The 23,634-nt window shown below is 39.9% G+C and carries 26 protein-coding genes; 21 read left to right on the top strand and 5 right to left on the bottom strand.

Annotation, left to right across the window (positions count from 1 at the left end; translation table 11 throughout):
- Positions 1-299 precede the first annotated feature (299 nt).
- The 6 genes from ACTHOQ_RS07555 to ACTHOQ_RS07530 all read left to right on the top strand — a co-directional run bounded on the left by ACTHOQ_RS07555 (position 300) and on the right by ACTHOQ_RS07530 (position 4,146).
- Entirely contained in the window at positions 300-818 is a 519-nt protein-coding gene (locus ACTHOQ_RS07555; RefSeq protein ID WP_440495210.1) for an NUDIX hydrolase, read from the top strand.
- Positions 819-944: 126 nt separating this feature from the next.
- Positions 945-1,586 carry a peptidylprolyl isomerase gene (locus ACTHOQ_RS07550; protein ID WP_440495208.1) on the top strand — a complete coding sequence of 214 codons (642 nt, stop codon included), beginning with the start codon at positions 945-947 and terminating at the stop codon, positions 1,584-1,586.
- 134 nt (positions 1,587-1,720) lie between these two features.
- Positions 1,721-2,035, top strand: coding sequence for an aminotransferase yhxA (locus ACTHOQ_RS07545; protein ID WP_440495207.1), 315 nt, complete (start codon positions 1,721-1,723; stop codon positions 2,033-2,035).
- Positions 2,036-2,050: 15 nt separating this feature from the next.
- Entirely contained in the window at positions 2,051-2,449 is a 399-nt protein-coding gene (locus tag ACTHOQ_RS07540; protein WP_440495206.1) for a DUF350 domain-containing protein, read from the top strand.
- Between the two features lie 18 nt (positions 2,450-2,467).
- Positions 2,468-2,923, top strand: coding sequence for an RNA helicase (locus ACTHOQ_RS07535; RefSeq protein ID WP_440495204.1), 456 nt, complete (start codon positions 2,468-2,470; stop codon positions 2,921-2,923).
- 5 nt (positions 2,924-2,928) lie between these two features.
- Positions 2,929-4,146, top strand: a complete 1,218-nt coding sequence (locus tag ACTHOQ_RS07530) for a glutathionylspermidine synthase family protein (RefSeq protein WP_440495203.1) — start codon at positions 2,929-2,931, stop codon at positions 4,144-4,146.
- Positions 4,147-4,213: 67 nt separating this feature from the next.
- Here the strand turns inward: ACTHOQ_RS07530 and ACTHOQ_RS07525 are convergent, their stop codons facing one another.
- Positions 4,214-5,059, bottom strand: a complete 846-nt coding sequence (locus ACTHOQ_RS07525) for a DegV family protein (protein ID WP_440495202.1) — start codon at positions 5,057-5,059, stop codon at positions 4,214-4,216.
- Between the two features lie 613 nt (positions 5,060-5,672).
- Between ACTHOQ_RS07525 and ACTHOQ_RS07520 the strand changes: the two genes are divergently transcribed.
- The 8 genes from ACTHOQ_RS07520 to ACTHOQ_RS07485 all read left to right on the top strand — a co-directional run bounded on the left by ACTHOQ_RS07520 (position 5,673) and on the right by ACTHOQ_RS07485 (position 13,284).
- Positions 5,673-7,187 (top strand): malate:quinone oxidoreductase, encoded by a 1,515-nt coding sequence (locus ACTHOQ_RS07520; RefSeq protein ID WP_440495286.1) that lies wholly within the window; start codon positions 5,673-5,675, stop codon positions 7,185-7,187.
- Positions 7,188-7,291: 104 nt separating this feature from the next.
- Positions 7,292-7,759 (top strand): methylated-DNA--[protein]-cysteine S-methyltransferase, encoded by a 468-nt coding sequence (locus ACTHOQ_RS07515; protein WP_440495201.1) that lies wholly within the window; start codon positions 7,292-7,294, stop codon positions 7,757-7,759.
- Positions 7,760-7,825: 66 nt separating this feature from the next.
- Complete coding sequence (locus ACTHOQ_RS07510) at positions 7,826-8,431, top strand: class I SAM-dependent methyltransferase (RefSeq protein WP_440495200.1); 606 nt, start codon at positions 7,826-7,828, stop codon at positions 8,429-8,431.
- Between the two features lie 244 nt (positions 8,432-8,675).
- Positions 8,676-9,893 (top strand): ABC transporter substrate-binding protein, encoded by a 1,218-nt coding sequence (locus ACTHOQ_RS07505; RefSeq protein ID WP_440495199.1) that lies wholly within the window; start codon positions 8,676-8,678, stop codon positions 9,891-9,893.
- Between the two features lie 85 nt (positions 9,894-9,978).
- Positions 9,979-10,854, top strand: coding sequence for a branched-chain amino acid ABC transporter permease (locus tag ACTHOQ_RS07500; protein WP_440495197.1), 876 nt, complete (start codon positions 9,979-9,981; stop codon positions 10,852-10,854).
- Positions 10,855-10,863: 9 nt separating this feature from the next.
- Positions 10,864-11,802, top strand: a complete 939-nt coding sequence (locus ACTHOQ_RS07495; RefSeq protein WP_440495196.1) for a branched-chain amino acid ABC transporter permease — start codon at positions 10,864-10,866, stop codon at positions 11,800-11,802.
- Complete coding sequence (locus tag ACTHOQ_RS07490) at positions 11,799-12,575, top strand: ABC transporter ATP-binding protein (protein ID WP_440495195.1); 777 nt, start codon at positions 11,799-11,801, stop codon at positions 12,573-12,575. The genes ACTHOQ_RS07495 and ACTHOQ_RS07490 overlap by 4 nt, the downstream gene beginning before the upstream one ends.
- Position 12,576: 1 nt before the next feature.
- Positions 12,577-13,284: an ABC transporter ATP-binding protein gene (locus tag ACTHOQ_RS07485; RefSeq protein ID WP_440495193.1), complete on the top strand. Its 708-nt coding sequence runs from the start codon at positions 12,577-12,579 to the stop codon at positions 13,282-13,284.
- A gap of 59 nt (positions 13,285-13,343) precedes the next feature.
- On the opposite strand, the gene ACTHOQ_RS07480 is transcribed toward ACTHOQ_RS07485, so the two are convergent.
- From ACTHOQ_RS07480 to ACTHOQ_RS07470, 3 genes are all read right to left on the bottom strand, one after another.
- Positions 13,344-14,069: a DUF6904 family protein gene (locus ACTHOQ_RS07480; protein WP_440495192.1), complete on the bottom strand. Its 726-nt coding sequence runs from the start codon at positions 14,067-14,069 to the stop codon at positions 13,344-13,346.
- A gap of 54 nt (positions 14,070-14,123) precedes the next feature.
- The gene (rluF, locus tag ACTHOQ_RS07475; protein ID WP_440495191.1) at positions 14,124-14,828 is read right to left on the bottom strand and encodes a 23S rRNA pseudouridine(2604) synthase RluF; all 705 of its coding nucleotides are present in this window, start codon (positions 14,826-14,828) and stop codon (positions 14,124-14,126) included.
- An 83-nt stretch (positions 14,829-14,911) separates the two neighbouring features.
- Complete coding sequence (locus tag ACTHOQ_RS07470) at positions 14,912-16,117, bottom strand: polysaccharide deacetylase family protein (protein WP_440495190.1); 1,206 nt, start codon at positions 16,115-16,117, stop codon at positions 14,912-14,914.
- 224 nt (positions 16,118-16,341) lie between these two features.
- Here ACTHOQ_RS07470 and adh point away from each other — a divergent pair, with 224 nt between their 5' ends.
- The 5 genes from adh to ACTHOQ_RS07445 all read left to right on the top strand — a co-directional run bounded on the left by adh (position 16,342) and on the right by ACTHOQ_RS07445 (position 21,351).
- A complete protein-coding gene (gene adh / locus ACTHOQ_RS07465) occupies positions 16,342-17,868 on the top strand; it encodes an aldehyde dehydrogenase (protein WP_440495188.1) in 1,527 nt (508 codons plus the stop codon).
- 17 nt (positions 17,869-17,885) lie between these two features.
- Positions 17,886-18,242, top strand: coding sequence for a DUF779 domain-containing protein (locus ACTHOQ_RS07460; protein WP_440495187.1), 357 nt, complete (start codon positions 17,886-17,888; stop codon positions 18,240-18,242).
- 119 nt (positions 18,243-18,361) lie between these two features.
- Positions 18,362-19,336, top strand: coding sequence for a DUF4003 family protein (locus ACTHOQ_RS07455; protein ID WP_440495185.1), 975 nt, complete (start codon positions 18,362-18,364; stop codon positions 19,334-19,336).
- Between the two features lie 31 nt (positions 19,337-19,367).
- A complete protein-coding gene (locus ACTHOQ_RS07450; RefSeq protein ID WP_440495184.1) occupies positions 19,368-20,795 on the top strand; it encodes an aldehyde dehydrogenase family protein in 1,428 nt (475 codons plus the stop codon).
- 67 nt (positions 20,796-20,862) lie between these two features.
- On the top strand, positions 20,863-21,351 hold the full coding sequence (locus tag ACTHOQ_RS07445) for an acyl-CoA thioesterase (protein WP_440495183.1): 489 nt from the start codon (positions 20,863-20,865) through the stop codon (positions 21,349-21,351).
- A 73-nt stretch (positions 21,352-21,424) separates the two neighbouring features.
- Here ACTHOQ_RS07445 and ACTHOQ_RS07440 read toward each other — a convergent pair whose 3' ends face one another.
- Positions 21,425-22,738: a globin-coupled sensor protein gene (locus ACTHOQ_RS07440; protein ID WP_440495181.1), complete on the bottom strand. Its 1,314-nt coding sequence runs from the start codon at positions 22,736-22,738 to the stop codon at positions 21,425-21,427.
- A 177-nt stretch (positions 22,739-22,915) separates the two neighbouring features.
- Here ACTHOQ_RS07440 and ACTHOQ_RS07435 point away from each other — a divergent pair, with 177 nt between their 5' ends.
- Positions 22,916-23,128 (top strand): acyltransferase, encoded by a 213-nt coding sequence (locus ACTHOQ_RS07435; RefSeq protein WP_440495180.1) that lies wholly within the window; start codon positions 22,916-22,918, stop codon positions 23,126-23,128.
- 122 nt (positions 23,129-23,250) lie between these two features.
- Positions 23,251-23,556 carry a magnetosome magnetite crystal formation protein family gene (locus ACTHOQ_RS07430; RefSeq protein ID WP_440495179.1) on the top strand — a complete coding sequence of 102 codons (306 nt, stop codon included), beginning with the start codon at positions 23,251-23,253 and terminating at the stop codon, positions 23,554-23,556.
- The last annotated feature ends 78 nt before the right edge of the window (positions 23,557-23,634 follow it).

Genomic DNA, 23,634 nt, shown 5'->3' with positions numbered 1-23,634 from the left:
AAAAATCCCGTTAAAAAGGGCTTTCCTCATATAATCTCCGTTTACAAGCATGACAAAAAAGTTCCTGTATTATAAGGAATCCCTTTTTTATTGCCAGCTTAGCGTAAACGAATTGAATACATAGGGAAAACCCTCCTTCTCATAAAGTACTTTCACTATAATCGATTTCTTTCCGTTTTTCAATCGAAAAATAACAACATAGAGAGGTTATAGTAAAATCATCCTTCATGAAAAATGCACCCCGTAAAGCCCCTCATTTGGTAAAATTGAATTAACGGCTAACTATATGGAGGTGCTTCATGGAATATTGGGATTTGTATGATGTACATCGTGTGAAAGTGGATCGGACAGTACAGCGTGGGCAAGCATTACAGCAAGGACAGTATCATATGGTCGTTCATATTTGCATTTTCAATTCGGATGGGGAAATGCTTATTCAGCAACGTCAGCCTTTTAAGGAAGGGTGGCCGAATATGTGGGATATTTCAGCAGGCGGAAGTGCTGTAGCGGGCGAGACGAGTCAGCTGGCCGCACAAAGGGAACTGTTTGAGGAAATCGGCTACGAATATGACTTTCAAAACATTCGCCCGCATTTCACGGTTAATTTTGAAAGAGGTTTTGATGATTATTATTTAATCTTTGAAGATGTGCCGTTGCATACACTTACATTGCAATATGAGGAAGTGAAAAATGTAAAGTGGGCAAGCATGGGGCAAATTTCGGAAATGATTCAAAATGGCGAATTCATTCCTTACTATGAAAGCTTTATTCAGCTATTATTCCAAAACCGCAAGCAGCGCGGAACAGTTCAGCGATAATGAAAAATGAAGAATAGCGCGTGTTTTACCGAGTTGTTTCCATATTGGAAATTATAAAATAGGTGCTGCCTCAGTATACTTTTTCATAGTATGATGGAATTATGTAATAGAAGGAGTGGATTTTTGATGAAAAAGTTTTATTTGCTGTTGTTCTTTGCACTTGCAACAGTTGTGCTAGCTGCATGTGGTGATGGAAAAACAGAGAGCGGAGAGCAGGAAAGCGCGACGGATTACGCCGCGGCTGTAACGGAAAATCCGATTGTGACGATCACGATGGAAAACGATGAAAAAATCCTCATTGAACTGGAGCCGAAAACAGCACCGAACACAGTGGCAAACTTTATTTCCCTCGTGGAAACAGGCTTTTATGACGGACTTATTTTCCACCGTGTCATTCCAGGGTTTATGGTGCAGGGCGGAGATCCGGATGGTACCGGCATGGGCGGTCCCGGTTATACGATTAAAGGGGAATTTTCATCAAACGGTTTTGAAAATACATTAACGCATGAGCGCGGCGTTTTATCGATGGCTCGCACAAATATGCCAGATACGGCGGGTTCCCAATTTTTCATTATGGTTGAACAAGCAACGCATTTAGATGGGGACTATGCAGCATTCGGCAAGGTAATAGAAGGAATGGATGTCGTGGACAAAATTGTTGCCGTTGAGCGCGACAGCGGAGACAAACCATTGGAAGACCAGAAAATGAAAACAGTGGAAGTGGATACGAAAGGCTTTGATTACCCAGAGCCGACCGTAGAAAAATAAAAGGGTTACGCGAAAGGTTGTGCTGTAAATGGCTCAATCTTTTTTTACGGATTTTTGCGGATTTCCAATTTAACGAATCTTTTTTCTTCCTTGTTCGTACGTTAAAAGGGGAAAGAAAATGGAGGCTTACTGTTATGGAAAAAACGAAAAAATTAATGGTCGGTGTATCGGCCACAGCTTTATCTTTCAGCTTAGCTGGTTGTGGCACATCAACGAGCAGCTTACCACCAAAACCTGCAGATCAAAGCTGCCACGATTGGGATTGGTCAGAAGAAGATGGCGTATGGCAATGTGATGAAAGTCGTTCGGGTCATTATGGATCGTATTACTATGGAGGACGCTATTATAAAAACAAATCCGCATTACAGAGTAACAATGATTATGCAAATTACAAATCTGTACAATCGAGCTCGGGATTTGGCAGTGGCTCAAAAAGTTTTGGAGGATAAGGGAGACAAAAAACGATGAATGCATATTTAAATTTTCTATCATATATTGGCGTATCACTAAGTTTATTAGTTATCGGAATGTTGCTCTTCACTTTAAGCACACCGAAAATTAAGGAATTTCAACTAATTGCACAAAAGAATGTATCGGCCGCGATGTTATTAGGAGGTAAAGTTATGGGGCTTGCTGTCGTATTAGGATCAGCGGCCGAGTATTCCATTTCGTTGATGGACATGGCAATTTGGGGTGCTATTGGAATTGTCGCACAAGTGGCTGTCTTTTTTGCCGCGGAAATTATTACGATTCGCTTTAGTATTCAGAAAGCAATTGAAGAAGATAATCGTGCTGTCGGTACAATCTTATTAATTTTGTCATTAGCAGTCGGCTGGATAGTAGCAAAATGTTTATCTTACTAGCATGAGGTGGGTGAGTTCTTGAAGCAGTTAATTTATTATATTGATAAAGGAAATAACCAGTATGAGGCATTTTATGAATATATGGCAACAGATGTTGGCTACGATGAATTTTATGCAAGACAGCTTTGTACGTATTTCATCATGCGCGGTACACAATATGAGCTGACATCAAATGAAATGGAAGGGGATTCGGAAGTTCTCGTATTAAAGGAAGTAGGGCGGAATTTATCGGGAGAGGATGAGCAAAACTTCCGTGGGCGAGGCATTCATATTGAATTTAGAAGCCCGAATGAACGCGAAAATTACCGTCTTCTATCACGCATTCCTTGTGCCACGCATTTTGAAGTGATTCGCTATTTACTGAAAGATGTTGTGGAATTGCCAGCGACAGGGCAAATGCTTGTTACATCTACAGAAATAGATGAAGATCGCGGTGTTTATGTAATATATGTAACAGATTTGAAAGCGAGCTGAGGAATTTGATATATAAAAGCAAACGCCAACAGTTTTATGCGGAAATCGGTAATTTTTGGGCGGATTTATATGGGGAAGAATACGCCCTTTATGATATTTATGAAGTAACTGATTGCGATTTTAAAAAAATTCGAATAGCGACTGAGCGAACAGGCAAAATCTACTTTAAAATCGCTGAATTGTTGCGCAATGTACCCGATGAAACATTACTTGATATGGGCTATCCCTATGAAACAATACCATTTCTCCGTTTAAAATCGGTATTAGCAGAAAGTGTAATTGCACGATTTGATTTTATTCCATATAACGAAAGCTATAAATGCATAGAAATGAATGCCGACACTCCAACTTTTATTAAGGAGCTGTTTTTTGTGAATGGACGAGCTTGCCAAGAGTTTTCGATGGACAATCCGAATGCAGGAATGGACTCCCTTTTGGAAGAGGCGGTCAGAACGAGTATTGAGCAAAGCGCACTTTCTCCTGCGCCGCATATCGTCTTTACTGGCGATGATCAAAATAGGGAAGATTATTATACAACTCTTTATTTAATGCAATTTATACGGGGAGCCAAATTTACACCATTGCATAAACTTCAAATTCAACGCGATATAGGGCTGTTTGATGAGGAAGGAAAGCGTATTGATATTCTTTATCGCCAAACATTCCCAATCGAAAATCTAATTCAAGATGAGGATGAAGCGCGAAACAAAATAGGTTTATGGCTTTTAGAGCTTGTCGAACAAAATAAGTTAAAAATCATTAATCCAATTTCCGCCTTTTTATTGCAAAATAAAGCGGTTCAATCGGTCATTTGGGGATTGCATGAGCAGCGAAATGAATATTTCAGCGAAGAAGAACATGAATGGATTGCTGAATATTTTTTGCCGACTTATTTGGAAGAGACTGTATTTCTTGAAAAAGGGCTGCCTTTTGTGAAAAAGCCAGTATTTGGTCGTGAGGGAGATACAGTTGAAATTTACAATTCAATAGGTCAGTTAATGCAAGAAGATGCGCAAAAGTCCTATCATCATTACATAAAAGTGTATCAACAATATATTGAACAACCGAAAATAAAGTTTCAGAGCGAAAAAGGGGAACAAATGGGGGAATTGCTATTTGGAAGTTTTTTGATTAATGGGAAACCCGGCGCTATAGGGGTGCGAGTAGGTGCGATGATTACGAATAATTTATCGTATTATTTGCCGATTGGTGTGAAAAGATAATAAAGAACTAAGAAAAGGTTTCCAAGAGAAATTGCCCTCTTGAAAACCTTTAGCATTTTAAATACTGCTACTTATCCGTAAAGAAAATCGCAATTGTGCCTCGGCCGACATGTGCCCCGATTACAGCCCCGATTGTTGTTGTTTCGATATTCTTTGGCTGCAATTTATCTTCAATCGCCGCTTTTACTTCCTTCATCAGCTCTTCATCATTACTATGGGAAATCCCGACAGTTTTATTCGCAAAATCGCCGCCACGCTCTTTCATAATCGCAATCATACGCTGGGTCGCTTTTTTAAAGCCGCGTGTTTTTTCAAGAGGAACAAGTTTCCCATCTTCCATATTCAGGATTGGCTTAATGTTGAGCAAGCCGCCCATAAAGGCACTCGATTTTGATACCCGACCGCCTTTTGCTAAATAATTCAGATCGCCGACAGTAAATAAATGCTCCATTGAATACGCCATTTTAGTCAGCTTGTCGACAGCTTCATCAAACCCGGTATCCGATTTATTTAACCGGACGGCTTCTTTCACGACTAAGCCTAGACCGTAGGAGGCGCATTTTGTATCGATAATGGCTAATTTTAATTCAGGATAATTTTCAAGCACTTGGTTTTTTGCAAGAATGGCTGTTTGACATGTACCAGACAGTTCGGATGAAAAGGCTAAATAAATCCCTTCTTCACCTGACTTCGCCAATTGCTCAAATGTTTCCAAAAAGATTTCCAACGAAACTTGAGATGTTTTTGGCTGTTCGCCTTCTCCAATGGCAGCATATATCTGATCTGTTGAAATACCAATAATGTCCTCATATTCAACGCCTTTCACTAGTACACGCAACGGAAAAAGATGGACGTCTTCTTTATCAAAAAAAGATTTAGGCAGGTCAGACCCACTATCCGCAAAAATTTTCATAAACATCCCCCTTAACTTATATAGTTTTAATTTTCATTAGTATAACGAACTATTTTCATTTGTCATATATCTTTCACGATGTTTGTCCTATTTCCCGTATTTGGTAATAAAATAACCCCATATTATATGTACTATCAAATTTATATAATTATGCTATTGATGGGGAAAAACAACATAATATCAGATGACAGTTAAGCTAGGAAAGGTACAATATGTTTTACAAACTCGCAACAATAAATATATCATATACATTTATGAACAATCATGATGAACCCTTAATTTTGACATATGTCTAAATCTACCTCGATAGTCGGAGCAATCGGTGTGTCTTCTTTACATATGTAAATGAAGAAAACTGAAGTATAGAATAGTTGGAATATACAGAATATAATAACAATTAAACCCTTCCAATACGAAAAATGCTCACAATTGTTGAGAGATTTCTCGTTCATGCCGAGCTTTTTAATAGCTTATAGCTAAGCAATCTGTATATATTTTAATCTTTTAACAATTGTGTTACACTACAATAAGGCAATAAATGATATAGAATGAATGGAGTCGCTTCCTTATTAGGTTGTCGATAGTAAAATATAGCGCTTACATTATTCTAAAAATCTTAATATATATACAAGGGAAGGTAAAAATGAGTAACAAGCATATCAAATCAGACGTTATCTTAATTGGTGCCGGAATTATGAGTGCAACTTTAGGTACAATGCTTAAAGAATTAGCACCGGATTGGAAAATCAAAGTTTTTGAGAACTTAGCAAAAGCGGGTGAGGAGAGCTCTCACGAATTAAACAATGCCGGAACAGGGCATGCAGCTTTATGTGAGCTTAACTACACAAGCGAGAAAAAAGACGGAACAATCGATATTACAAAAGCGATTAACGTTAATACGCAATTCCAAGATTCACTACAATTTTGGTCTCATCTTGTAAACAAAAAGCAAATCGAAAAACCGGAAAATTTCATTATGCCTTTACCGCATATGAGTATGGTACAAGGTGCAAGCAATGTTGAGTATCTTAAAAAGCGTCATGCGGCAATGACAGCTAATCCATTATTCGAGGGTATGGAATTCTCTGAAGATCCTGAAACACTAAAACAATGGATTCCATTAATTATGAATGACCGTAAATCGAACGAACCAATTGCTGCAACAAAAATCGATTCTGGTACAGATGTAAACTTTGGGGCGTTAACTCGTACTTTAATCGCAAACCTGCAAAAACAAGATGTAGATGTAAACTACAACCATAATGTTTTAGATGTAAAACGTTTAAAAGATGGTTCTTGGGAAGTAAAAGTCCACGATAAAGAAAGCGGTAAAGTAGAGTACCACACTGCAAAATTCGTGTTCTTGGGAGCTGGCGGCGGTAGCCTTGAGTTACTGCAAAAATCTGGTATTCCTGAATCAAAGCACATCGGCGGATTCCCGATTTCCGGTTTATTCTTAGTTTGTAATAATGAAGAAGTGATTAACCAACATCATGCAAAGGTATATGGTAAAGCAGCGGTTGGTGCACCACCGATGTCAGTACCTCACTTAGATACTCGTTATATCGATGGTAAAAAATCATTATTATTCGGACCTTTTGCGGGCTTCTCTCCGAAGTTCCTGAAAACAGGTTCAAATATGGATTTATTTGCATCGATCAAACCGCATAACTTAGTGACACTGCTTGCTTGTGGTGTGAAAGAAATGGCATTGAGCAAATATTTAGTTTCTCAATTGGTTCTTTCAAAAGAGGCACGTATGGGTGAATTACGTCAGTTCATTCCAGCTGCTAAATCAGAAGACTGGGAAATCAGTGTTGCAGGTCAACGTGTTCAAGTAATTAAAGACACAGATGCTGGTAAAGGTACATTACAATTCGGTACTGAAGTTGTTACTGCACAAGATGGTTCAATTGCAGCTTTACTTGGGGCATCTCCAGGTGCTTCTACAGCGGTATCTGTAATGTTAAAGGTTATTAAACAGTGCTTCCCGCAAGAGATGAAAACTTGGGAGCCTAAGATTAAGGAAATGATTCCATCTTACGGCGAAAACCTCGTTGAAAATACGGCACTTCTTAAAGAAATACATGAAACAACAGCTAAAGCATTAGGTTTAAACAAAGCATAATTGATCATAGAAAAGGACCTTTAATCATTGTCGGATTAAAGGTTCTTTTTTCAATTAAGAAATTGCGTTATAGTAAACACAATAAGAAAAAGAGGAGGAACATCGTGTATAAATTAGATTATGACTCCCCAATCGGGATTATCGAAATTGCAGCAACAGAGCAATATATTTCGTCGATATTGTTTGCTGAACGAGAGGAAATTCAATTTTTTCAAACGAGCGAAATGCCCCAGCTCTTATTAAAATGCCGCAAAGAGCTAGACGAATATTTTAAAGGGCAACGCAAAGATTTTTCGGTGCTTTATAAACTTGAAGGAACCGCTTTTCAAACATCTGTATGGCAAGCATTGACGACCATTCAATACGGGCAAACCGCTTCTTACAAGGAAATTGCACAACAAATAGAAAATGAAAAAGCTGTACGTGCTGTTGGAATGACTAATAGCAGAAATGTGATGAGCATTATTGTACCATGCCACCGGATTATTGGTAAAAACGGCAAGCTGACAGGCTATGCAGGTGGCTTATGGAGAAAAGAATGGTTGCTCGAGCATGAGCTGAAACATCGGTAAACATTATTTCGGAAATATATCTTTATTAATATAAAAAATCCTTATTCGGAAATATGGGGTGAAGCGATGAACGAGCAGCAATATGATAAATTATTGAATATTCAAACGACAGGCTATCAGTATGGATTTCCAAAGCTGGCAAAATACCATCGTTACGAACCAACGCCATATAGCGGACTTGAGCAATTATTCGAACAGTATGAAATGCCGCCAAACACAAGATTCCTTGATATAGGCTGCGGAAAAGGGCGTGTACCGATTTATGTACATCATCGTTTTGATATTCCCGTCATTGGGATTGAGATGGATCAGAAGTTTTTTGCAGAAGCCGAGCATAATGCTTGGCAATATTTAAAAAAGGGGAAAAAAAAGCGAGCTTCAATCCAATTTTTTAATATAATTGCCGAAACATATACGATTGCGAAACTTGATAATGTCTTTTTCTTTTTTAACCCCTTCTCTATTCATGTATTTCGTGAATTTATGAAGCGTTTGCTTGAATCAATCGTGCTCTATCCAAGAACAGTTGATATTATTTTATATTACCCCTCTCCCGACTACATGCAGTATTTACAACAGGAACAATCATTGAATAGCTATTTGGATATAAAGTTACGCCATGAAAAAAATGAAAATGAACGTATCGTCGTTTTTCGAATTCCGAAACAATAAACGGCGATTTTTTTATTAATGGACGATATTTTATTGTTAATTCCGATAACTCAAAATTTACAGAAAAATCGCACTAGACTAATAATTAAGTATCGTTTACAATACAGAAGTTGGAATAATTCCTACATTTATTCTAATACTTTTTATTCAGAAAATTAAAAAATCTGATTGTAGTAATGTAAGAGATTGAGTATAATTATCAGAAATATCAAACATTTTAAGTTTACTCAAGGGGGAGACAATAATGGCAAAGTATAACAAAACAAAAAAATATGGTTCATTATTTATGGCTACAGCGTTATTAACAGGGGTGTTAGCTGGATGTGGTACAGATGATTCTGGTTCTTCAAGCTCAGGTGGCAGCGGCAGTGGCAATACTGTAGGCGATGTTATTAAAATTGGCGCAAACCTGGAATTATCCGGAGGTGTAGCCTCTTACGGATCGTCAATCAATGATGGGGCAAAATTGGCCATCGAAGAAATCAATGCGGCAGGGGGTATTGACGGCAAAAAGCTTGAGTATATTCCAGTTGACAATAAATCAGAAACAGCAGAGGCAACATCTGCTGCAATGAAACTGGCTGAGCAGGAAAAAGTGGTTGCGATGTTAGCACCAGCTACTTCGGGCAACTCTGTTGCAACGGTCCAAATCGCAGGCCAACATAAAGTTCCGATGGTAACAGGTTCTGGTACGGCACCGAATGTAACGGTAAACGATGATGGCACAGTAAATGAGTATGCATTCCGTACTTGCTTCATCGACCCGTTCCAAGGTACGGTAGCAGCAAACTTTGCAACAAATGAAATAGGGGCGAAAAATGTCGCGATTTTTGCGGATAATGCTTCTGATTACGCAAAAGGTTTAGCGGCATCATTCAAAGAAACGATTACAGCTAATGGCGGTACAGTCGTAGCTGAAGAAGCATATGTAGCAAAAGATGTGGATTTCAAATCACAATTAACGAATATTAAAGGGAAAAACCCAGACTTTATCTTCATTCCAGGATATTACGAAGAGGTAGGTTTAATCGTTAAGCAAGCACGCGAAGCAGGCATTACAGCACCTTTAATGGGAGCTGATGGCTGGGATTCTCCAACATTGATCGACTTGGCGGGAGCTGATGCCTTAAATAACACATTCATTACAAACCACTATTCATCGGAAGACCCGGATGCGAAAATTCAGGATTTTGTTAAAGCGTTTAATGATAAATATAGCAAATCCCCGAATGCGTTCCATGCTTTAGGCTATGATTCGATTTACTTTATCGTTGATGCGATTAAGCGTGTGGATGGGGATATTACAGGTGAAGCGGTGCAAAAACAACTTGCCGCAACGAAAGATTTAAGCTTAGTGACAGGTACTTTCACAGTTGACGAAAACCACAACCCAGTAAAATCAGCAACAGTTCTAGAATTCGTAGACGGTAAACAACAGTTCAACTCTAAAGTTAATCCTTAATTTTTAACGAGTAAGGGGGGCGGAACTAGCCTCCCTTTTTTTCATATTTTCATACTTCAATATACGGAAAAAAGGAGTGAACTGTATGGAATGGATTCAACAATTAGTGAATGGTATTTCGCTAGGCAGTATCTATGCGCTTATAGCATTAGGCTATACGATGGTATATGGGATTATTAAACTGATCAACTTTGCCCATGGCGATGTGTTCATGCTTGGTGCATTTATTGGCTTTTATGCAGTTGCAAGGTGGGAAATGAACATATTTTTAGCCCTTATTTTAGCAATGATTTTATGCGCAGTCATCGGGGTTATTATTGAGCGTGTTGCATATAAAAGATTACGGAATGCAACACGTATTGCGGCACTTATAACGGCAATCGGAGTATCGCTATTGATCGAATATACGGTTATTTTCTTCCGAGGGGCGTCTCCAGAGGCATACCCGACGGTGTTCGCAACGAAGAATATTGAAATTTTCGGCGCCCAAATCAGTACATTGGCGATTTTCATTTTATCGGTATCGATCGTTTTAATGATTTTATTGCAGTTCATTGTTCACAAAACGAAAATCGGCAAGGCGATGCGTGCCGTTTCGCATGATGCTGATGCAGCCCGTTTAATGGGTATTAACGTAGATAATACGATTTCCGCAACATTCGCGATTGGCTCTGCCTTGGCAGGAGCGGCAGGCGTAATTTTTGGCATCTATTATACTCGTATCGATCCATTAATGGGAATTATGCCGGGTATTAAGGCATTCATTGCAGCTGTTTTAGGCGGTATTGGAATTATCCCGGGTGCAATGGTAGGCGGGCTTGTTCTTGGCGTTGTTGAAACTGTTGTTTCTGCGCTCGGCTATTCTTTATGGCGGGATGCAGCCGCTTTCGTCATCCTTATTTTAATATTAATTTTACGTCCAGCGGGTATTTTCGGTAAAAATACGCGCGAGAAAGTGTAGGTGAACAGCATGAAAAAATCAAAAATCTTTTGGGGTTATGCCGTCCTGGCACTTGTGGTTTATGCAGTTGTTCAGTTATTGATCTCAAATGGCGTGATCCAGTTTTACTATCAAAATATGTTTATCGCGATGTGCATTAATATTATTTTAGCGGTCAGCTTACATGTCATTATCGGGATCACAGGCCAGTTTTCGATTGGGCATGCAGGTTTTTTAGCGGTCGGTGCTTACATATCGGCTATTTGCACGATGAAGTTCGGCATGCCGTTTATTACAGGAATTTTAATTGGTGCGATTGTTGCAGGGCTTGCGGGCCTTTTAATCGGGATTCCCTCACTTCGTTTAAAAGGGGATTACTTGGCTATTGCGACACTCGGTTTTGCCGAGATTATTCGGATTGTGTTCGTCAATACAGACTATGTAGGCGGGGCGGCAGGTCTGCAAGTAGCCCATCAATCTACATGGACATACGCATTCTTTGCAACATTCATTACGATTTTAGTCATTTCGAACTTCACGAATTCCCGTCATGGCCGTGCTTGTATTTCGATACGTGAAGACGAAATTGCGGCAGATGCAATGGGTATTAACACGACATATTACAAAGTTGTCGCGTTTGCTATCGGTTCGTTTTTCGCGGGCGTTGCAGGTGCTATTTATGCTCATAACTATTACTTGATTCAGCCGACTGCATTCGGTTTTCTAAAATCCTTCGATATTTTGATTTTCGTCGTATTAGGAGGATTAGGAAGTTTATCGGGCTCTGTTATTGCTGCAATTTTACTGACAATTGTCTCGACATATTTACAGGACTTCCCGGAAACGCGAATGATCATTTACTCATTAATTCTAATTTTAGTTATGCTATATCGTCCTACAGGCTTATTAGGCTCGAAGGAGATTACAGCATACTTCAAGTTCGGTAAAAAAGGAGGTACACGCGTATGAGCAGTGCGCTTCTTAAAGTAGAGAATTTAGGCATACAATTTGGGGGCTTAAAAGCTGTGCAAAATGTGGGTTTGCATATGAATCAAGGTGAACTCATCGGCTTGATTGGTCCGAATGGTGCGGGGAAAACGACAACATTTAATATGTTGACAGGTGTTTATACTCCAACGGAAGGGACGATTATGTTTGATGGCAAGTCGATCAGCGGCTTGGATCCTTACAAAGTAACACGCCAAGGAATCAGCCGTACTTTCCAAAATATACGCCTGTTTAAAGAGTTATCAGTCCTCGATAATGTAAAAGTAGCGAACCACGGTTTAGCAAAGCACAATTTAATCTCGAGTATTTTCCGTTTGCCGAGCCACTTTAAAGGCGAAGAGACAATGGAACAAGAATCATTGGCATTTTTAAAAATATTTGGGCTTGATGTGTATCGCGATGAGCTTGCAAAAAACTTGCCGTACGGAATGCAGCGGCGTTTAGAAATAGCCCGGGCATTGGCGGCAGCCCCAAAGCTTCTTTTGCTGGATGAGCCAGCTGCCGGGATGAATCCGCAAGAAACAAATGATTTAATGGAGCTCATTGCTTTCATACGTAAAGAATTTGATTTAACGATTTTATTGATCGAGCATGACATGAGCTTAGTTATGGGGATTTGCGAGCGCATTTATGTGCTTGACCATGGGCAACTAATCGCAAATGGGACACCTGCGGAAATTCGTTCAAACCCGAAAGTGATTGAAGCTTACTTAGGTGAGGAGGTTACAGAATAATATGCTGAAAATCAATGATATCGATGTGTTTTATGGTAATATCCAAGCATTGAAAGGAATCTCCCTCGAAGTAAATGAAGGTGAAATCGTTACATTAATCGGTGCGAACGGTGCGGGGAAAAGTACATTGCTGAAGACGATTTCCGGGTTGCTGAAGCCAAAGCGTGGATCGATTGAATATTTAGGTTCCGCAATTGACGGCAAGCCAGCGCAATCCATCGTGAAGGCGGGTCTTTCGCATGTACCAGAAGGACGTCGTGTATTTTCGAATATGACGGTGGAGGAAAATTTGGAACTAGGGGCATATTTACGCTCGGATAGAGACGGAATCAAAAAGGATATGGAGCATGTTTTTGAGTTATTCCCCCGTCTATTGGAACGGCGCAAACAGCTTTCGGGAACATTATCAGGCGGTGAGCAACAAATGCTTGCGATGGGACGTGCTTTAATGGCCAAGCCAAAGCTTATTATTATGGATGAACCATCGATGGGTCTTGCACCGCTTATGGTAAAAAACATCTTCAATATTATTGAAATGGTCAATAAAGAAGGCGTTACGGTTTTACTAGTCGAGCAAAATGCGCATATGGCATTGTCGGTAGCACACCGCGCCTATGTTTTGGAAACGGGCAAAATAGTGCTTGCAGGATCAGCCAAAGAACTGCAGGAAAGCGACGAAGTGAGGGCAGCCTATTTAGGAGGCTTGTAGAATTTAAGCCAAAAAAGGCGCATGGAACAGTTATACTCCATGCGTCTTTTCCTTGTTCTTTACCAAATGATTGATTCGTCATTTGGATACTTTAAAGTTAGTTCCACCTCATATAATGATTGCTTCGAAACACTTGTCACATCCAGAAGCTGTTGAACTAGCACTTTATAAGTCTCATCTTCCGTTAAAAAGCGTAAAGCAAATGATGTCATATGCTCTTCGCGTTCATCTTTTGACAGCGACAAATATTCCAGATTCAATAAATCGACATACTGTGTAGCATACTGATGAAACAGTGGCGATTTCGTATGGAGCGTTGTTAAAAACAACATATAATGACCCTCGGGAATGAATGCCGCGATGGAATTAGCAACGAGTGACTGAAACTTGCGAATCGATGTCACAGCGATGCTCCATTCCGAGTCATCGACCGTTTCTTTGTAAAGCGAAACAAAATCATTCAATGCGAGCGCGGAAAAAATAAGCTCGGGTGTAAGTAAGTTCACACTATAATAAATATTTTTCTCAGGGATGATAGCGTTCATTCTCTTCAGTGCATCTTTGCTTATCCCGTTTGCTATATAATCAATGCCATGCTCCCCTTTAGAAGCTTGACGCATTTTCAGGCAAACAGTGAGCAAGCGCTGCCGCACACCTTCAAAATGAAAATAGCGCTTTTCTTCTCCGATGACTTCATAAATAGCATGAATTAAATCATCCAAATCCCAATAATCCCCGCTTACTGTTAATCCTGTTAAATTCTCAGTTGGCTGGATCGTCAACATAATGATGCCCCCTACGCAAAATAAGTAGCTCCATCGTTTGATGAGAATTGATACTTATTGCTTTGGTGTGTAGTTTAGTAATTGAAATAGTTCATTTTTTTCTTTATCTGTAAGGTCACGCCATTGCCCGACTTTTAAATTGCCGATATGAATATTCATAATACGGATGCGCTGAAGTCGCTGTACAGAATAGCCAAGCGCAGAGCACATACGGCGGATTTGACGGTTTAAGCCTTGCTCCAAAATAATTTTGAATACTTTGGAGGAAATTTTTTCGACGCGGCAAGGAAGTGTCGTCGTATCCAAAATTTCCACTCCCGAGCTCATATCGAGAATGAATTTGTCGGTAATCGGCTTATCGACTTGGACGACATATTCCTTTTCATGATGGTTTTCCGCACGTAAAATTTCGTTTACTATATCTCCGTCATTTGTCAGAAGAAGCAACCCCTCTGAATCTTTGTCCAAACGGCCGATATGGAAAATACGCAACGGATGGTTTATAAAATCTACGACATTTCCTTCGATATGTTTTTCTGTTGTACTCGTAATCCCAACAGGCTTGTTCAACACAATATATACAAGCTGCTCTTCTCTTTTCACAGGCTTGCCGTCAACAAAAACTTCATCGCCTGCCTCTACTTGACTTCCATTTTCTGCGAGTATGCCATTAATCGTTACTCGTCCTTCTTCAACCCATTTATCTGCACCGCGACGCGACACGATGCCTGTTTCTGCTAAAAATTTATTTATACGCATAATTTTTCACCTACTAATAGAATATCTCCAGTATACATTAAATACAGCATAAATTCGCAGCGCTACGTTTTAGAAGTGGGCCGTTAATTTTGAATTAATGTTTTAAAATGCTCGAGCGGCATGGAATTTTGTATAGGTATACGGGGCACATATAATCGCGGGCTCGTCATTTCCGTTTTGCCGCCTCTATTTAAAAATGCGAGCGAAATATTGTTTTCTATAAGTGTTGCCTCATGATTTTTATTGAACTTCCCAAATGGATATGAATAGTACTGTGCTTGTATGTTTGGATCTATTCGCTGAAAAACCTCATTTGCTTGCTGCAGGTCGTAATGCAAACCGCGATTCGATGTAAGCTGAAGCTGGCTTCTCTTTAATGCTTGATCATAAACATGCAGTGCATATGTATGATGTTCGATCTCGATTCGTTCCATCACATTGTGAAGCTCGTTAAAGCCTGAAAACTGAACTTTTTCGGCTTCACTATTAAATTCCGGTGTCTCATCTTTCACACGATTGCCGATGACAAATGTAGTTCCGTACATATTTTTCCCCTGTAAAATTGGATAAACCATTTTTTCCAATGATAGGTTTGCATCATCAAATGTCAGGGCGACCACTTTTGCAGGAAGTGCCTGTTTCTTTTGCATCCATAAATCCACATCTTTCAGAGAAACCGTTGTAAAGTTTTCATCGTTCAAGAACGTCATTTGTTGTTCGAAATGGTCAATATCGACAACCGATACATTGTTACGGAAATAAGAGTTTTTAATATCTTTTACAAAGTGATGATAAATCAGTATAGGAATTCCGCTATCAATCTCCATTTTGCTTATAGGGACATATCCAAGCTTGCCCCCGATGACGATCTCATAATAGTTGCCCTTTACACCATTTGAGCTAATGCGCGTGTTTTGGCCTAATATGGCGATTGGCTTGCCTTTGCCGTGATGGGAAGCATAAACAGGGACAGTTTCATGTGTTAAAATCTGTACTTTGTTTTTGTTTTTAGCAGGCTGTATTTTTTCATTCAGGCGTCTTGCCCGCTGTTCGCCAATTTGGACTTTTGCATTTCCCGCTTCGATCAACCATGAGGAATCCTCTAAAACGGCGCTGTAAGTTTCCCCTTTTGAAAAAGTAATATACTTTACTTCCTGCCCATTATGCAAATGGAAGCGAGCGGTTGTTTCTTCCTCAATCTGTATCGTTTCCATTGAAGAAGCGTACGTTATTTTTGTAAAGAAAAATGGCGTAAATATTAAAATAGAAAGAGCGATAAGGCGTTTCATATATATACTTCCTTTAATGTAATAGTAATAATTACCAGTATAGCAGAATGTTGATTATAAAATCTTCGGAAAATTGTAGTTTAATATTTGAAATAATATAACTTTTCTGACAATATAATAGTTGAAGATACTTCTCACAAATAAAGAAATTTCAGCATAGATCCCGGTACATCCTGTATGTGAAGGTATTGTCAAAACAATTTATGCAAAGGGGAGAGATTTCAATGGCAGCAGTGTATCAAAATCCAAACACGGACGGCGCAATAGTGAATTTTAAGGAGCGCTATGACAACTTTATCGGCGGTAAATGGACAGCGCCGGTTAAAGGGGAGTATTTTGACAATGTAACACCTGTTACAGGTAAAGCATTCACGCAAGTAGCTCGTTCAACTGAAGAAGATATCGAACTCGCTTTAGATGCGGCCCATGCGGCAAAAGACGCTTGGGGTAGGACGTCTGCAACGGAGCGTGCCAATATTTTGCTGAAAATTGCGGATCGCATGGAACAAAACCTTGAAATGCTGGCGGTTGCAGAAACCTGGGATAACGGTAAAGCGGTAAGGGAGACATTGAATGCGGATCTGCCTCTTGGCATTGACCACTTCCGCTATTTTGCCGGGGCTTTACGTGCTCAGGAAGGCTCGCTTAGCCAAATTGATGACAATACAGTTGCATATCATTTCCATGAGCCGATTGGTGTTGTCGGACAAATTATCCCATGGAACTTCCCGTTGCTTATGGCAGTATGGAAGCTTGCACCAGCGCTTGCGGCAGGAAATTGTGTCGTATTGAAGCCTGCAGAGCAAACACCAGCATCAATTTTAGTGCTGGTTGAGCTGATTGAAGATCTATTGCCGCCAGGTGTGCTGAATGTTGTGAATGGTTTCGGTTTGGAAGCAGGAAAACCGTTAGCTTCGAATCCGCGCATCGGCAAAATCGCCTTTACTGGCGAGACGACGACAGGGCGCTTAATTATGCAATATGCGTCACAAAATTTAATCCCCGTTACATTGGAATTAGGCGGTAAATCACCGAATATTTTCTTTGAAGATATTATGGATGCTGATGATGCATTTTTGGATAAAGCGGTGGAAGGTTTTGTATTATTCGCGTTAAACCAAGGGGAAGTATGTACATGTCCTTCTCGTGCACTTATTCAGGAATCGATTTACGAAAAATTTATGGAGCGCGTCTTAAAGCGTGTAGAAGCAATCAAAACAGGGAATCCTTTAGATACAGATACGATGATGGGTGCTCAAGCTTCGTCAGAGCAAATGGAAAAAATCCAATCATATTTACAAATTGGCAAAGAAGAAGGCGCTGAGTGCTTGATCGGCGGCGAAAAGAATGATCTTGGCGGCGATTATGCGGAAGGTTATTATATTAAACCGACTGTATTTAAAGGCCATAATAAAATGCGGATTTTCCAAGAGGAGATCTTTGGTCCGGTTGTCGCTGTTACAACATTCAAGACGAAGGAAGAAGCATTGGAAATTGCGAATGACACATTATATGGTTTAGGCTCGGGTGTATGGACGCGCGATATGAATACGGCATACCGCTTTGGCCGCGGCATTCAAGCAGGCCGTGTTTGGACAAACTGCTACCATGCTTACCCTGCGCACGCAGCATTTGGCGGCTATAAAATGAGTGGTGTCGGCCGTGAAAACCATAAAATGATGCTGAGCCATTACCAGCAAACGAAAAACCTGTTAGTAAGCTATGATGAAAACCGCTTAGGCTTCTTCTAAGAGAGGGGGTGCGAAATTTGGTTGAACGCGTAGTCGCAACCGATTCGGCACTGCAATTAATCGAGAAGTTAAAGGAGCGCCATGGCCCGATTATGTTCCATCAATCAGGCGGCTGCTGTGATGGCTCTTCACCTATGTGCTATCCTGATGGCGACCTAATCATCGGCAATCAAGATGTGCTTTTAGGCCGCATTGGTGACAGTCCGTTTTATATGCATAAAAACCAATATGATTATTGGAAGCATACGCAAATTATTATTGATGTCGTCGATGGACGTGGTGGCATGTTTTCATTGGAAGGCGTCGAAGGAAGGCGCTTTTTATCAAGATCACGGGCATTCACAAAAGAAGAGCTTGAGCAGCTTCAAACATAAACCGGAGAGTAAACGCTGATGGCTAATCATCGGTGTTTACTCTTTTTATATGCGAAAAAATCCAATGCTTTTTCACTTCAAAAATTTAGGCGTATAATAATGAATAGGAGTGTGAGGACATGGACAAAACATCATTTATACAATTATTTGAACATAACTATGAGCGAATGGCGCTCTTTTTCGGGGCGGATGTATCCAGCAATGTTCGAATTCCGTTAGCTGTCCAATTTACATTTTCACGTGAAACATTCAATGGATTGCAATTTGAAGCGAACGTAGAAAAATTACATAAGTATCAGCCGAAACAAACATTAATTGAATTTTTAGCAACACCGTCAAATAAATCTGTATTAACTTATAAAGTTTTAGCACATCTTGTATTGCATCTAGAGCCTGAGCAAGAGCTTGAACGATTGATTTCAAACGAAAAGGCATTGGTAAAGGCAGGCTTCAAAAACAGTTCATATCAAAATATCGCCGCACTGTTTTTAACGGATGAAGCGCATGCTATCCGGGCAAAAACACTTTATGAGGAAATGAAAAAACACCACTTTTTCTTAACTGGCAAAGATGATATCCCATATGCAGTATTATTGACAAAGCAGCAAGAAGATCCGATAAGGCAAGCCAAAACGATGCGGAAATATTACGATGCCCTATCGAAGAAGGGCTTTAAGGGCGGGGATGCTTTACAAGCGGCGACACAGCTTTTAACATTGTACAATGAAGCATTTCAGCCAGTACTGGTCGATTATGTTGTAGCAATTAAACAGTCATTTACTAGCTGTAATATAAAAATAAAGAAAAGGTTTTATCCGTATTTAGCTTTACTCGCCTTAACAGCGGCAACAACCGGAGCCGTGGATGAAATTATAGGGATGAAGCAAGATTTAGTGAAGCTTTCCATGTATGCAGCAGAGCAGGATTATGCGCTCATGACAGCGACCCAGTATGTACTGCAGCAGCTAATTGATAATGATGCGCTAGCCGATTTCAATGACAGTCTATTATTTATGCAGGCGCTTAATATGAGCGGTTTCATTAATGACGCAGCATTTTTCGGGGTATTTGATATTCTCGATATATTTCTTTAATTTGGGTAAACAATATAGAGGAGTGATGAACATGAAAGAAGCAAAATTATGGATAGATGGCGCATGGGAAAGTACAGCAGAAACAAGTGAACTAAAAGCGCCTTATACGGGCGAAATTCTCGCAAAAGTAGCAAAAGCGACGGTAGCTGATGTAGAGCGTGCGATTGAAGGGGCGCATAAAACATTTCAATCTTTTAAAAAGATGCCTGCATATGAACGTGCGGAAATTTTATATAAAGTCGTGACGATTATGCGAGAGAGAAAACAGGAGCTGGCAGAAATTTTGGCTAGCGAAGCAGCAAAACCGTTGGCAGCTGGCTTGGGAGAAATAGATCGAACAATTGCGACATATCAATTCGCGGCAGAAGCGGCAAAACAAAGCACAGGCGAAACAATTCCAATGGATGCAGCACCAGGTGTAACGGATAGAATCGGTTATACAAAGCGAGTGCCATTAGGGGTTGTATCAGCAATTACACCGTTTAATTTCCCGTTTAATTTAGTTGCTCACAAATTAGGGCCTGCCTTTGCCGTAGGGAATACGGTTGTATTAAAGCCTGCATCTCAAACACCGTTAAGTGCGCTTGTCATGGCGGAAATTTTCAAAGATGCGGGATTGCCGGACGGGGCACTTCAAATTGTAACAGGCAGCGGTGGGGAATTAAGCGATACACTCGTGACACATCCGCTTGTGAAAAAAGTGACATTTACAGGAAGTGGTGCGGTAGGGTTAAAAATAAAAGAAAAGATTGGTCTGCGGAAAATAACGTTGGAGCTTGGTTCAAATGCAGCGGTCATCGTGGAGCCTTCAACCCCGATTGAAAAAATTATGGCACGCTGTGTAGGAGGGGCATTCGGTTTTGCTGGGCAAGTTTGTATTTCCCTGCAGCGCATATATGTTCATGCTTCGATTTATGAGCCATTTACGAAGCTGTTTGTTGAAGAGACGGCAAAACTGGTTATCGGGAATCCGCTTGATGAAAAAACCGATGTCAGCGCAATGATTCATCCAGATGAGGTAAGCCGTATAAAAAGCTGGATTGACGATGCAAAACGGCAAGGCGCGATTGTCGCGACAGGAGGGGAATTTACAGACCGCACATGTACACCGACTGTTATGACAAATGTGAAACCACATATGAAAGTTGTTTGTGAGGAAACATTTGCACCGATTGTTTCGATTGTTCCCTATGATACGTTGGATGAAGCAATTGCGCTTGTAAATGAGTCTGAACTTGCGTTGAATGCCGGGATTTATACAAATGTATTAACAGATGCAATGAAGGCTGCTGAAGAGATTGAAGCAGGGGCGGTAATTATTAATGATATTCCAACATTCCGTGTGGATAATATGCCTTATGGTGGCGTGAAAATGAGCGGCTACGGTAAAGAAGGCATTAAGTATGCGGTAGAGGAAATGACCGATTTAAAGTTTATTACAATGAAGTTGAATTACTGAATTTTCATACTAGCACTTCCAACTTCCGAATAGTAACATGGAATGTATGTTAGAAAGGAGGTCGATTATGAGAACAACATTTCCGATGAGTTATTCAAAATCTATCCAAACAAGATTAGTACTGCCACCTGATACAAATCACCATCAATCTATATTTGGTGGGAAAGTATTGGCATATATTGATGAGATTGCGGCGATTGCAGCGATGAAACATTCACAAGGAGAGGTCGTTACTGCTTCTTTTGACTCGGTCGATTTCGTTTCACCCGCCTATGCAGGGGATATGATCGAGCTAGAAGCGGTCGTTTCAGGAACTGGGCGTACATCGATGGAAGTATATGTGCGTGTCGTGACGCGTAATATCAAAACAGGCGCAAAAAAATTGACGACAGAGTCTTTCGTTACAATGGTCGCCATTGACGAAAAAGGCAAACCGAAAGAAGTGCCGGGTGTCGAGCCGGAAACAGATTTCGAACGTCATTTATTTGAAACAGGTCCAATTCGTCAAGAACACCGCAAGCAAAAGCGAGCATTATCAAAAAGTCGCCGCGGATAAAAAGAAGGGATATCAAAGCCGGAAGCTATTTGATATCCCTTTTCAAATTTAACTTTAACGGTGCTTTTAGAGGTTAGCCATGCAACTCGTGGACAATGCGCAGCAACGAATCAGAAGAAGTCGATACGAGATTTGTTGTTTGTGTAAGGCCGGTAATAACGGAAGATATTGCATGAATATCCTCGTTAGTATTTTCGTATTGCATTTTAATGCCGGATACCGCTTCTGTAATGGAAGTAAACGAATCAGCCAAGCTTTTTTGTGTGTCGACACTCATTTTCACTTGCTCATCAACACTTGAAACAGAGTGGGACATTTGCGTAATATTAAGCTCTGTTTCTTTGATTAAATGCGATACGTTTTGCACTGCATTTTTCGTTTCCTCGGCAAGTTTACGTACTTCATCGGCAACGACAGCGAAGCCTTTGCCGTGTTCGCCGGCACGCGCCGCTTCGATTGATGCGTTTAATGCAAGTAAATTCGTCTGATCGGCAATGCCTGTGACCAAACCAACGATGTCCGCAATTTTTTGAGAGGATTGACGCAATGTGACCATCGATGTTTCCAATGTATCAACACGGTCCAGAATCGTCGTCATAATAGCCGTTTGATTGACTAAATACGTTGTACCTGTAGTGGATTTATCTTCTGTTTCCGCCACCAGGCTCAAGCCTTGTGCAGTATTGGACGCAATTTCCTCCGATTGACTCGCGATTTCCTGCAATGATGCATTCGTTAGATCACTTATATTGTTTAATTCTTGAGCAGTATTCTGAATACGGTCGATGAGCTTTAGCTTCATATCTTCGTTTTCCATACGGATCCGCTCTTCTTCCTTTTCATATGCTTCAATTACAAGCTGCTGCTCGAAGTTGATGATTTTGGAGAAAGCATTTACCGCTTTTCCCATATCATAATTTGGCATATCGACTTTTTCGATGAATTCGATAAATGTTGTCATTAAAGACTGGAACGAAGCGATATACCATTTTGATTTCAAGCCGATTCTTACATGAACATGCGCGATTATTTGGCGTTCCTCTATGTAAGGTGAATCGATTTTACATTTAAAAATACCTTCCAAATGTTTATACAAAGTAATTTTAAGGCGATCCATTTGAGTTGTATTTTTTATAATATCTACTAGCTCCGGACTTAGACTGATTGCGCCGTAAAATTGCTCCACCATTACCGGAATCAATTCCGGGGCGAACGGCTCAAGCTGTTTGATGATCGCTAAATCATCTTTCGTCAATTTTAATAATTGAAGCTGTTTATTTAAATCTGGATACTTTGAAACATCTAAATAAACTTCTTGAGAATATTTAGCTAAATCAAAGTAAGGTCTATTTGAAGCTTTTGCTGTTTTAGAAAACAAAATACCCATACTCTTCCTCATTTCACAAAATTTTATGATACAAATATCTTACTATTTTTTGTGGGAATTATCAGTATTATTTCAAAATAAGTTCTTATTTGAGAAGAATTTGTATTTTAAAGTTAAACGAGGTATCATAGAAATTAACGAAAACCGATATATTTTTAAGCGAAGGGCGTTGTAAAGATGAAATTTCATAAAGGTCGTTTGAAATTTGTTTTACCATTGTCGCTTGGTGTGGCAATTGCTTCGTATATTATGCTAGTGAACAATTATGCGGAAGTGGGCGACCGCGATCGAATTTTGATCGTCATTGGAGCTACTATTTTAACGGCAATTATCTCCTATTTTTTATTCCCTCAAAAAGAGGATAACCCGAATGATAGAGGACCTTACTAAACGTAAATGGACGCCATGAGAAATCTCGATATTAAAAATCGGGATTTTTTTATTAACTATGTGAAACTTTTAAGAACGTTAATCGTAAATAAACTAACAAAAAAAAGTGAGGTTGATTACAAATGGAATCTAAATGGTCGAAAATTATTATTCATGCAAGCGCATTTTTTGCTCCTTTTCTAGTACCGATTCTATTTTTCTTAATAAGTTCCGAAGAAGATGTAAAGCGTACGGCGATCCAAGCACTATTGTTCCAAATCGTATTTGGAATTTTAATTGCAATTGCGGGATTCTTCACAATTTTACTGATCGGTTTGCCATTCTTATTATTGTTCTTAGTCATTTTCTGGATTGCGCCAATCATTGGCATCGTAAACGCGTTGTCAGACAAACATTGGAACTATCCGATTGTAGGGCGCTGGGTTTAACATGAAAAAGCGGTAAGGTCTGTTACTACAGATCTTATCGCTTTTTTTACATAAATAGGGATTTAACGGCGGGAAATT

The organism is Solibacillus silvestris, assembly GCF_051967575.1.
Lineage (GTDB): Bacteria > Bacillota > Bacilli > Bacillales_A > Planococcaceae > Solibacillus > Solibacillus silvestris_B.
Note: the sequence above shows the minus strand (reverse complement) of the source record. Positions and strands in the feature narration are given on the sequence as shown.